Below are 11,063 nucleotides of genomic sequence, written 5' to 3'. Positions count from 1 at the left end.
CTGGTATAATGGAACCACTCAAAACAGACTGTTTATTTAGCCTTGTATATTAAGACGCTTATACCCTTCTTTATGGGCTCGGGCACTGTGCGCTTGAGATTATTACCTTGCCGTCCCCCAATCTATAAGCCAATAGATAATTACCCCACACACAGCCACCGTCGAGTGCGCGCGCATGTGGCAAATCAATCTCACCTTTTAGCGCAGCCCAATGACCAAATAATACCTTACGAGTGCGCGGTACTTGCCACTCAAACCAAGGCAAAAAGTCGGTTGGCATAGCCTCATCTAAACCTGCTGAAAAGCTAAACTCAAGCGACCCATCCTGCTTACACAAGCGCATACGCGTAAAGTAATTAGCAATCGCCCGCATCTTAGTAAATCCTTCGATACCTGCATGCCATTCATCCGCTTTTTTGCTATATAGATTCGGCAGCAATTGGTCGAGCTGCTCCAGATTGCTTTGCAGCTGAGCTTCTAATTGCTGTGCATATTCTGCAGCAGCTTCAATGCTCCAGTGCGGTGGAATACCAGCATGTACCAGCACCGTATGCTTATCAGGATAAGCCAATATAGGCTGATGTCGTAACCATTCGAGCAACTCATCACAGTCATCCGCAGTAAAGATAGCTGCGGTTTTGTCTTTGTTTTTAAGCTTAGCGGCCCCGCGCCAGACTGCTATCAAATTAAGATCATGATTGCCCAATACCGTTGCCGCAGCGCCTTGCTCACACAACGCTTTGACATGACGCAGTGTATTCAATGAGTCCTCGCCGCGTGCTACCAGATCACCAGCAAACCAAAGCTTGTCTTGGGCAGGATCAAAATCCAGTGTCTTTAGTAGTTGTAGATATGCAGCATAGCAACCTTGCAAGTCACCGATAACATACTGATGGCGAAAACTCATAATACCTCAATGGTCTAAACACGATAGTTAAAGACAGTTCAATAAGAAATAAACACTTAAGCATTAATCAAAAAAATAAAGCATAAAAAACCGTCATTATGATTGACGGTTAGTAGTATGCTTTTATTCATCAAAGATATATTATACGTCTAGCTGTTGTGAATGATTGCTTAGGTTCACAAAGTCTGTAACGCTTAATGTCTCAGGTCGTGCCTGCGGATCGATCCCACAAGCCGCAAAATCATCTTCGCTCAATGTCGGCAGTAACGTTGACTTTTTGAAGATAGCGCGTAATGTCTTGCGACGATGGTTAAAAGTCTCACGTACGACAATGGCAAAATGCTCTTCATCATTTGCCACTACTGGCTTGTTGATATGTGGCGTCAGGCGGAAGACAGCACTGGTCACCTTTGGTGGTGGATTGAAGGCACCACGAGGAACGGTTAGCAAATAATCTGTATCACAGTGGTACTGCATGATGACTGATAAGCGCCCATAAGTCTTGCTGCCCACGTCGGCCGTGATACGCTCGACCACTTCCTTTTGCAACATAAAATGCATATCTTGAATCACATCGGCATAGCTAAGCAGATGAAATAAGATGGGGGTTGAAATGTTATACGGTAGATTACCCACCACACGTAGCTTACCGCGCTCTTCACTATAAAGCTCACGATAATCTACATGCATCGCGTTGTCTTTGATAATTTCAAAGTTTGGATGACTATTGGCACCGATACGAATACGTAAGCTGTCTGCCAAATCACGATCCAGCTCCACCACGGTCATCGCATCAACCTCTGCTAACAAAGGCTCGGTCAATGCGCCCATACCCGGCCCAATCTCAATCAAATTGTCATCGCGCTCTAGACGAATACTTTCGACGATTTCACGAATGACGCTAGTATCATGCAAGAAATTTTGACCAAAGCGCTTACGCGGCTGATGTTTGGCAGTACGCAAGCTGTTAGAAATAGTTTGAGCATCAAATGTAGAATTGGACATAAAAGAGTCTTAATGTATAAAAGATAAATGGGCAATGATAATGTAATGGCAGCAATACGCTGACTTTATAATGGTAAATTATACCACAGCTCATAATTAGGCTGTGTTTTCAGCAGCTGTGTTTTTAAAAATAGTATCGTGATCAATTACACATGGCTAATGGCTCAGTGATTTATTAGCCATCTCATTAGCCATATTTAATGCTTGATATAAACTCGTCGCACTCGCCCCGCCGCTTCCTGCCAAGTCTAGCGCCGTACCATGATCGACAGAAGTACGAATATAAGGCAGCCCCAAGGTTAGATTGACCGTATCGCCAAACCCATGTGATTTCAATACTGGTAACCCTTGGTCATGATACATGGCAATGACCGCATCACAATTGGCTAAATGTCTGGTCGTAAATAACGTATCGGCTGGCATCGCCTCAGATATATTGATACCTGCATCGATAAACTCTCGCAACACTGGATTGATAATCTCAATCTCTTCACGTCCCAAGTGCCCGCCCTCGCCTGCATGGGGATTAAGACCACAGACCAAAATACGAGGCTGCGTGAGACCAAATTTCTCTCGCATATCATCAATGACAATTTGTACCGTTTGGCGCACGTTATCCGCAGTAATCGCAGCAGGAATGTCTTTTAATGGCAAATGCGTAGTAACAAGCGCTACTTTCATCGCTTGATTGGCAAGCATCATGACAACTTTCTCACAGCCACTTTGCTGCATAAAAAATTCAGTATGACCACTAAACATGGTGCCATCTAACAGCTTGATACCAGCATCTATCAACGCTGATTTTTGTAGTGGACCTGTGACGATGGCAGCGATTGTATTATTTATCGCCAGTTTATGAGAAATATCTAACTGCTGAGCCACCATCGCTGAGTTAGCAATATTGATTTGACCGCAGACAACGGGTGCGGCACAAGGAACATTCAGTAGGATAAAAGCACTATCATCATCTATATCTTGCTGTGATATCTGCTCTACCAAGTTAACATCAAAGTTATCGGCATTTATATCTGTATTGATAGTATGCCAACTAGGTATACTTTTAAGCACGCCCGCCGTGACTAATTCCTCTGCACGAGCTTGCATCGCTTTAGCATCAGCAGTCACCCAAATTGGCCGAGCAAAGTCTTGCAACTTACCCTCTGCGGCTAGACCTAATACGACGTCCATTCCAATACCCGCAGGCTCACCTGTGGTGATTAATAGTGGTCGTTTTTCTTCTATCATAACAATAGCCTTATTTATTTAAATTGTTGATTTTATTATATTTATAATTCGTATTTTAAGTTTTTATACTTAGACATTGTATGGTGTTTCTTAGTTCATTAAAAATAATCACTTCAGATTTAGTTCTTTAACAAGTCTAAAAAACCACATTATGTGTTAAACTTTCGCATCTGATTGTAGCATTTACAGACAAACCTAAAACCACGTTTTAGTACTTCTATCGTAGAGGCTCGCTATGTTTGTATTGCTCTATCATCAACATTTTTTTTATACCCATTTTAACTCATTAGGCACTCATGGCAGAAAACGACAAAACCGACGACTTACTCAATCAGACACCGCCGCACAATATTGATATTGAAAAGGCATTGCTCGCGTCTTTGATGAGTATCGAAGAGGCGTACGACAAGATTGCCGACATTGTCACCAAAGATGACTTTTATGCTGGGCGACATCAATACATTTTTGATGCCATTGCCCATTTGGCGGCAGTGAATGAGCCTTATGATACGGTCATGGTACACGACTGGCTAGAAGCGCAAAAGCTACTTAAGGGCGCAGGTGGTGACAGTTATTTGGCGGATATTTTGAGCCAAAGCCCTGCTACCTTGTTTAACCTGACTGCCTACGCCCAACGCGTACGCGAGCTATCAACCCTACGCCAACTGATTACCACTGGTAATGATATGTTGACGCTTGCCTATAATCCAAAAGACCAAAGCGTTAGTGACATTCTAGACAATGTCGAGGGCAAGATATTTAGTATCAATGAGCAACATAACAAACGCGCGGAACAGCGTGGCCCTGTGGGTATTACCTCTGTCTTGACCAATGTTATCGATAAGATTCAAGAACTCAAATCAAATCCAGATGGCATGATTGGTTTACAGACACCATTTGCCGAGTTGAATAACAAAACACAAGGTCTACAAGCAGGAGATTTGATTATTGTTGCTGCGCGTCCTTCAATGGGTAAAACCACTTTTGCAATGAACTTGGCAGAAGGGATTTTGTTTAATGAAGATTTGCCAGTTGTGGTGTTTTCGATGGAGATGCCTGCTGAGTCTATCGTCATGCGTTTGCTATCGTCATGGGGTGCGATTAATCAGACACATCTACGTTCTGGACAAATGAACGAAGATGAATGGGCGAAAATGATGAACGCCATTCAGCATTTACAATCAAAGCATTTATATATTGATGACAGTACTGCCCTACCGCCGTCTGAGATGCGCTCACGCTGTCGCCGTATCGCTAAAAACCATGACGGCAAATTAGGTGCTATCATCGTCGATTATCTTCAGTTGATGAAAGTACCAAGTCTAGATGGTAACCGTGTTGGCGAGATTTCTGAGATTTCTCGTAGTCTAAAAGCACTAGCACGTGAGCTTGAGTGCCCAGTCATTGCGCTATCGCAGCTTAACCGTAGTCTAGAAAACCGTCCTAATAAGCGTCCTATTATGTCGGATTTGCGTGAGTCTGGTGCGATTGAGCAGGATGCTGATTTGATTACCTTCATCTATCGCGACGAGGTTTATAATGAAAACTCAGACCACAAAGGTGTGGCTGAGGTCATCATTGGCAAACAGCGTAACGGCCCTATCGGTACTATTCGTTTGGGCTTTGAAGGTCAATTTACCCGCTTCATTAACCTAACGCCAGAGTACTACCAAGGCGTGAGTTTTGAAAATGACGAGTAACCAACTTTATAACGTTTAAGTTCGATACAAAATCAGGTTTAAAGATAAGTCAGCAATTAATTTTCAATTAACAGTTTTCAATACAATAGCCAGTACCGCATCGATTGAATTGATGCGGTACTGGCTTTATAACTTCATAATTCTACTCATACAGAAGGCGATTATGCGCACAATCACTATAAAACCAAAAGCTCTCACTCATAACCTAAATCAAGTAAAACAACGTGCATCCCAGTCTAAAGTGTTGGCTATGGTCAAGTCTAACGCTTACGGGCATGGCGTAGCGGCAGTCTTACCGGCATTACAGCAAGCAGATGGTATCGGTGTCGCTACTTTGACTGAAGCGTTAGAAGCCAGACAGTTAGGTTGGAAGAAAACCATCGGTTTAGTAGAAGGAGCATTTAGCGCTGATGAATGGCAACAAGCGATTGATCATGAGATTAGCTGCGTGATTCATCACGGGCCGCAGCTAGAATGGGCACTACAAAATATCCCGCCAGCTGACAGTGCAACTAGAGTGGCTTGGCTGAAATACAATACAGGCATGAACCGTTTGGGTTTCAATGCTGAGGGTGTGCTATCAGCAGCAAAACGCCTACATGAAGCGGGCTACCAGCTGATACTCACCACACATTTTGCCAATGCTGATGACCACGATCATCCATTAAATGCAATGCAGATTGAGCGTTTCTCAAGTGTACTGGCAACTTTAAAAGACACCATTAGCCCAGATATCCAAGGCTCATTATGCAACTCTGCTGGTATTGTTAATTTCCCAGAGTACCATTATGATTGGGTACGTCCAGGCATTATCTTATACGGTAGCTCGCCTGTCGTTGATAAAAGCGCACAAGAATTAGACTTGCAGCCAGCGATGGAATTTAGTGCTCAGATTATCGCTTTACAAACCGTTAACGCAAATGATGCGATTGGCTATGGTAGTCGCTGGCGTGCAAAGCAAGACACCAGAACAGCATTGGTAAGCGTTGGATATGGTGATGGCTACCCACGTGTGGTCACTGATGATGCTTATGTCACTGTTATAGATGCTAACGACAATCAAAGCTATCGTTGCCCTGTGATTGGGCGCGTGGCAATGGATATGATTGTCATTGATATCAGTGACGCACCTGAAAGGCTTGCTATAGATAGTAAGGTCATGCTCTGGGGCGATGCGCCGCGTGTCGATGAAGTGGCAGGTCATGCTAGGACAATTAGCTATGAGCTATTATGTCGCCTCAGCATACGTCCAAACCGTACACAGGCATAATCATTAGCGGCACAGTCATTAACATACAAGGTATTATGGCTTGCTAATATGATTTTGGTCTATTTGGCAAGCCATTTACTCTTGATAAAAATGAACGTTTACATTGAAAGTAAATACGCTATACTAAAAGTTTGTTGTCACCCCAGTATACGCACTGACGCGATGCTATTGAAGATTGATAACGTTTCACTGACTGCGATCGACTGCTAGGATTACTATGAGTTTGCGCCATTTTTTAACCTTATCTGATTTAACCAAACAAGAACTAGAAAACTTGATCAAACGCGCAAGCGAATTGCGTAAGATACAACACGCAGGCGAGATATACCAGCCTTTTGTTGGTCGTACGCTTGGCATGATATTTGAAAAATCTTCAACGCGTACACGTATTTCATTTGAGACGGGTATGGGTCAATTTGGTGGCAGCGCCATATTTTTATCGCCAAATGATACTCAGCTAGGTCGCGGTGAGCCACTAGAAGACTCAGCACGCGTGATTTCTAGCATGGTCGATATCATTATGATTCGTACCTTTGGACACGAAAAAGTTGAAACCTTTGCTGAATACTCAAGTGTGCCTATTATCAATGCATTGACTGATGACTATCATCCATGCCAATTGCTCGCTGATATGCAAACCTATTACGAGCATCGCGGTAGTATTGAAAACAAAATCGTCACATGGGTTGGTGATGGCAACAACATGTGCTCATCATTTATGCAAGCTGCCAATCAGTTTGGTTTTGAATTACGCGTGGCAGCACCTTATGGGTTTGAGCCTGATCCGAAACTTATGGAGCGTTTCTCACACTGCGTGAGTCTAGTAGAAAACGTACAAGATGCCGCAAAAGACTCTAACCTAATTGTCACCGATGTGTGGGCAAGCATGGGTCAAGAGTCTGAGCAAAATACGCGCGCACGTCGTTTTGCCCCTTATCAAGTGACGCCGTCTCTATTAGACAAGGCTGACCCTGAAGTAGTGTTTATGCACTGCTTGCCAGCCCATCGCGGTGAGGAAATCTCTCATGATATGCTCAACGACCCGCGCTCTGTCGTTTGGGATGAAGCCGAAAACCGCTTACACGCACAAAAAGCATTGATGGAATTTTTATTAAAAGACAAAATTAAGCTGCCTGCATAGCTTGTATTGTCTTAGGCTATTCTATAAAAAGCTAGTAAAATAAATGGTAAGATAATTTGCCAATAAACTCCTAAATAAGAAAGCCGTCCAAATCTGGACGGCTTTCTTATTTGTACAAATGACTTGAGGTTGCATTAACGCGTTAACGTCGTCACCCCATTAGCACCTGCTTTTAGCAAGACATCGGCTTGATTGGCTGCAAAGATACCATTACAGACCACACCTACGATATTGTTTAGTTCTTTTTCAAGCGCGATTGGATTACTTACATCCAAATCATAGGTGTCTAAGATGACATTACCATAATCAGTGACAAAGTCTTCGCGATAAACTGGCTCACCGCCTAATTTGGCTAATTGGCGAGCCACATAAGAGCGTGCTTGTGGCAATACTTCAATCGGTACTGGAAACGCGCGACCTAGTATATCAACGCTTTTACTATCATCGACCATACAGACGAACTTTTTTGAAGCTGCTGCCACAATCTTTTCGCGAGTCAATGCACCGCCCCCACCTTTGATAAGTTGCAAGTGCTCATTAACTTCATCTGCACCATCGATATAGACATCCAATGTACCAGCAAAGTTCAAATCGACTATTTCGATACCAAGCGCACGAAGCTTGTCTTCCGTCACCTGTGAGCTAGCGACAGCGCCAGCAAGCTTCAATTGTGGCAACAACTCAATCAAACAGTTGACCGTACTACCTGTCCCCACCCCAAGTATCATATCGTCTTCGATATAACTTAGCGCAGCTTTGGCCGCGGCTTGCTTTTGTGCTTGCTGATCACTCATCATAAATCCTTGGAAAATAAATGTATGGTCTTAAAAGAAGTAAAAGGCTAAAAGAGGTAAAATGCGTGGCTATTATAACCGATGATATTAATGGATGTTAGCGCATCATGACGCTAATTTATGAGTTCTATCATGCCAAGCTCAGTCTTAACTTCGTCAAATACCTGCACTTCATCTACATTTGAACTCAAAGTCCTAAGAAAACTGTAATTGAGTCTTGCAAGATACTAAAAATCGGCATAGGCTAATCTATTTCGTTTCTATATTCATCTACACTTTTTATATTCATTCTGTTTAGGGATTACTATGTTGTCACACTGGGTACGAGCCATCTTACAAGCCACCGTCTATGACGTTGCTATTCAAACACCACTTGAAACGGCACCCAAGCTGACCCAACGTTTTGCCAATGACATTCGTTTTAAGCGTGAAGACTTACAACCGGTCAAATCTTTCAAGTTGCGCGGCGCCTATAACCGTATCAGTCAGTTGAGTGATGAAAAAAAAGCGCGCGGCGTCATTTGTGCCTCAGCAGGTAATCATGCGCAAGGCGTGGCGTACTCTGCGCGTAAATTATCACTAAATAACATCATCGTTATGCCAACCACTACTCCTGACATCAAAGTGGATGCGGTAAGAGCACTTGGTGGTAATGTAGATCTACATGGTGATAGCTTCGATCAAGCGAACCGTTATGCGATTGACCGCGCTGAGCGCGAAGGACTTACCTTTATTCCACCTTATGATGATGAGTTAGTCATCGCAGGACAAGGTACCATTGGTCTTGAGCTGACTCAGCAGTGGCGCAATATGGACTATGTATTCGTTGCCGTTGGTGGTGGTGGCCTAGTTTCAGGGGTTGCCGCATTTTTAGGCGAAGTGGCACCGCATGTAAAAGTGATTGCGGTGGAAGCCGAGCAATCAGCTTGCCTAAAAGCAGCGCTTGAAACAGGTGAGCGCGTCAAGCTTGAGCAAGTAGGATTGTTCGTCGATGGTGTGGCAGTGGCGCAGATTGGCGAATTGCCTTTTGACGTCGTTCGTACGCAAAAAAGCGATAACTCAGGTCCTATCGTTGAACCTGAAGTGATTACCTGTACCAATGACGAAGTATGTGCGGCTGTCAAAGACATCTTTGAAGAAAACCGCAGCATCGTTGAGCCTGCTGGCGCACTATCTGTCGCAGGTATGAAAAAATATATCGAAGCCAATAATATCCAAGACAAAAACTGTGTCGGTATCATTTGCGGTGCCAATATGAATTTTGACCGCCTACGTTATATCGCTGAGCGTACCGAAATTGGTGAGAAAAAAGAAGCCATCTTTGGGGTCACTATACCTGAACAAACAGGTGCGTTCTTAAACTTCTGTCGCAGTCTACACGGTCGTAACATTACAGAGTTTAATTACCGTGCTGACAGCAAGAAATCACCAGACTCGATGGAGCCTGCCTCAATCTTCGTCGGCATTGCTCTAAAAGAAGGCGAAAAAGAGCGCCAGACGATCAGCAACCAATTGTCGAAAGATGGCTATACCGCTCACGATTTGACTGATGATGATATCGCCAAATCACATATCCGCCACCTAATTGGTGGTCATGCCCATGTCGAAAATGAGCAATTGCTACAAGTAGTATTCCCAGAACGTCCAGGTGCATTGCTAACATTTTTAGAAAAACTGGGTGATGACTTCAATATTACTTTATTTCATTACCGCAACCATGGTGCCGCCGAAGGTCGTGTACTGGTTGGTTTGCAAGCCTCTGAAGGCAACTCTCGTCAGCTACAAGATGCGCTTTTAGATATTGGTTATGACTGTGCAACGGTCAATGACAACGTTGGTTATCAGCTGTTCCTAAAATAATCAACATAGACATAACTTTTCATACCTAACGGCAGTTTTTAATTGTCTTAAAAACTGCCGTTTTCAAATTAATAGTGATTACAAGCTGGCAGGTATGGCACAGTGATAAACAAAGTACTAATGATATTGATATGTTTGATTTTTTTGCTTATAGGCTATAGAGTCCTTCAACCTAAAAATACGATAAATCAACCTGCAACCAATGCAGCGGTAAATATCGTAACGCAACCTGCGCTTACCTCTACTGAAATTGACAATATTGATGGCATAACGCCAACCTATGTTGATTTGGGTTCCACATCAGAGTCAGCTATAACTCCAGTGTTATCAACACAACCAGCCTCAAGCTTTTCATGTGATGGCAGAACACATTGTTCACAAATGACATCCTGCGCAGAAGCAACTTATTTCACAAACTATTGCCCCAATACAAAAATGGATGGCAACCACGATGGTGTACCTTGTGAACAACAGTGGTGCAACTAATTCACCCTCGTAATATCTATTTGCAAATATACAAATCGCCCTAATATATACTTGATATAGAAAAGTAGATATAGAGGATTTTATGAAGAAAGGTACTGATAAAAATCAGGAGCTGGTGAAAATCCGTCTCGATAAATGGCTATGGGCAGCCAGATTTTATCGTACACGCACCCTTGCCAAGCAAGCGATTGAGAGTGGACGTGTACACTATGCTGGTAGCCGTGTAAAAACCAGCAAAGAGATTTCGGTTGGAGATGAGCTAACCATTCGTCAAGGCTCAGCGACCGCAATGACCGAAAAGACGGTCGTTGTTGAGGCGCTATCTGCACAGCGTGGCAATGCGACCGCCGCTGAGGTATTATATTCAGAGACCAAAGAGAGCGAAACGCGTCGTGCTTACTATGCCGAGCAACGCAAACTGGCCAACCTTGCTCGTCCTGATAACAAGCCCAATAAAAAAGAGCGTCGCGATCTACAACGTTTTAAAAGCAATCAAGACTAAATATATCTTACGCTCTCCCCTTGTAGCTATATATTATATGGCCTCAAGTCCATTGCTAAATGACGCTATTGTTTAGTCTCCACCCTTGCCATTCTAAGCATTAAACGTTACGCTAGCCGCTGATTCAATCAATTGCATGCTAATAAAAGCCGC

The 11,063-nt window shown here is 43.4% G+C and carries 9 protein-coding genes and 1 pseudogene; 6 read left to right on the top strand and 4 right to left on the bottom strand.

Features of this window, described 5'->3' with window-relative positions; translation table 11 throughout:
* Positions 1 to 70: 70 nt before the first annotated feature.
* From ACT3QN_RS07495 to pdxA, 3 genes are all read right to left on the bottom strand, one after another.
* Positions 71 to 907 (bottom strand): symmetrical bis(5'-nucleosyl)-tetraphosphatase, encoded by an 837-nt coding sequence (locus tag ACT3QN_RS07495; RefSeq protein ID WP_444522733.1) that lies wholly within the window; start codon positions 905 to 907, stop codon positions 71 to 73.
* Positions 908 to 1,048: 141 nt separating this feature from the next.
* The gene (gene rsmA, locus ACT3QN_RS07490) at positions 1,049 to 1,912 is read right to left on the bottom strand and encodes a 16S rRNA (adenine(1518)-N(6)/adenine(1519)-N(6))-dimethyltransferase RsmA (protein WP_444522732.1); all 864 of its coding nucleotides are present in this window, start codon (positions 1,910 to 1,912) and stop codon (positions 1,049 to 1,051) included.
* Between the two features lie 156 nt (positions 1,913 to 2,068).
* On the bottom strand, positions 2,069 to 3,157 hold the full coding sequence (pdxA, locus tag ACT3QN_RS07485) for a 4-hydroxythreonine-4-phosphate dehydrogenase PdxA (RefSeq protein WP_444522731.1): 1,089 nt from the start codon (positions 3,155 to 3,157) through the stop codon (positions 2,069 to 2,071).
* Positions 3,158 to 3,453: 296 nt separating this feature from the next.
* On the opposite strand from pdxA, the gene dnaB reads away from it, so the two are divergent.
* The 3 genes from dnaB (at position 3,454) to argF (ending at position 7,268) form a co-directional block, all read left to right on the top strand.
* Positions 3,454 to 4,857: a replicative DNA helicase gene (dnaB, locus tag ACT3QN_RS07480; protein WP_444522730.1), complete on the top strand. Its 1,404-nt coding sequence runs from the start codon at positions 3,454 to 3,456 to the stop codon at positions 4,855 to 4,857.
* Between the two features lie 163 nt (positions 4,858 to 5,020).
* The gene (alr, locus tag ACT3QN_RS07475; RefSeq protein WP_444522729.1) at positions 5,021 to 6,127 is read left to right on the top strand and encodes an alanine racemase; all 1,107 of its coding nucleotides are present in this window, start codon (positions 5,021 to 5,023) and stop codon (positions 6,125 to 6,127) included.
* A gap of 217 nt (positions 6,128 to 6,344) precedes the next feature.
* A complete protein-coding gene (gene argF / locus ACT3QN_RS07470) occupies positions 6,345 to 7,268 on the top strand; it encodes an ornithine carbamoyltransferase (RefSeq protein ID WP_444522728.1) in 924 nt (307 codons plus the stop codon).
* Positions 7,269 to 7,402: 134 nt separating this feature from the next.
* On the opposite strand, the gene rpiA is transcribed toward argF, so the two are convergent.
* Positions 7,403 to 8,062 (bottom strand): ribose-5-phosphate isomerase RpiA, encoded by a 660-nt coding sequence (rpiA, locus tag ACT3QN_RS07465; protein WP_444522782.1) that lies wholly within the window; start codon positions 8,060 to 8,062, stop codon positions 7,403 to 7,405.
* A 306-nt stretch (positions 8,063 to 8,368) separates the two neighbouring features.
* Here rpiA and ilvA point away from each other — a divergent pair, with 306 nt between their 5' ends.
* The 3 genes and pseudogenes from ilvA (at position 8,369) to ACT3QN_RS07450 (ending at position 10,910) form a co-directional block, all read left to right on the top strand.
* On the top strand, positions 8,369 to 9,922 hold the full coding sequence (gene ilvA / locus ACT3QN_RS07460; protein ID WP_444522727.1) for a threonine ammonia-lyase, biosynthetic: 1,554 nt from the start codon (positions 8,369 to 8,371) through the stop codon (positions 9,920 to 9,922).
* Positions 9,923 to 10,267: 345 nt separating this feature from the next.
* Positions 10,268 to 10,408 (top strand): annotated as a pseudogene (locus ACT3QN_RS07455) (excalibur calcium-binding domain-containing protein); the annotation flags it as partial.
* 82 nt (positions 10,409 to 10,490) lie between these two features.
* Positions 10,491 to 10,910: an RNA-binding S4 domain-containing protein gene (locus ACT3QN_RS07450; protein WP_444522726.1), complete on the top strand. Its 420-nt coding sequence runs from the start codon at positions 10,491 to 10,493 to the stop codon at positions 10,908 to 10,910.
* Positions 10,911 to 11,063: the final 153 nt, after the last annotated feature.

It is taken from the genome of Psychrobacter sp. AOP7-C1-14 (assembly GCF_052376135.1).
Lineage (GTDB): Bacteria > Pseudomonadota > Gammaproteobacteria > Pseudomonadales > Moraxellaceae > Psychrobacter.
This window is presented reverse-complemented; position numbering and strand designations above follow the sequence as displayed.

What these genes read in the sequence shown, in the direction of transcription:
- ACT3QN_RS07495 (WP_444522733.1), bottom strand. Translation starts at nt 907, where the DNA reads ATGAGTTTTCGCCATCAGTATGTTATCGGTGACTTGCAAGGTTGCTAT.
- rsmA (WP_444522732.1), bottom strand. Translation starts at nt 1,912, where the DNA reads ATGTCCAATTCTACATTTGATGCTCAAACTATTTCTAACAGCTTGCGT.
- pdxA (WP_444522731.1), bottom strand. Translation starts at nt 3,157, where the DNA reads ATGATAGAAGAAAAACGACCACTATTAATCACCACAGGTGAGCCTGCG.
- dnaB (WP_444522730.1), top strand. Translation starts at nt 3,454, where the DNA reads ATGGCAGAAAACGACAAAACCGACGACTTACTCAATCAGACACCGCCG.
- alr (WP_444522729.1), top strand. Translation starts at nt 5,021, where the DNA reads ATGCGCACAATCACTATAAAACCAAAAGCTCTCACTCATAACCTAAAT.
- argF (WP_444522728.1), top strand. Translation starts at nt 6,345, where the DNA reads ATGAGTTTGCGCCATTTTTTAACCTTATCTGATTTAACCAAACAAGAA.
- rpiA (WP_444522782.1), bottom strand. Translation starts at nt 8,062, where the DNA reads ATGAGTGATCAGCAAGCACAAAAGCAAGCCGCGGCCAAAGCTGCGCTA.
- ilvA (WP_444522727.1), top strand. Translation starts at nt 8,369, where the DNA reads ATGTTGTCACACTGGGTACGAGCCATCTTACAAGCCACCGTCTATGAC.
- ACT3QN_RS07450 (WP_444522726.1), top strand. Translation starts at nt 10,491, where the DNA reads ATGAAGAAAGGTACTGATAAAAATCAGGAGCTGGTGAAAATCCGTCTC.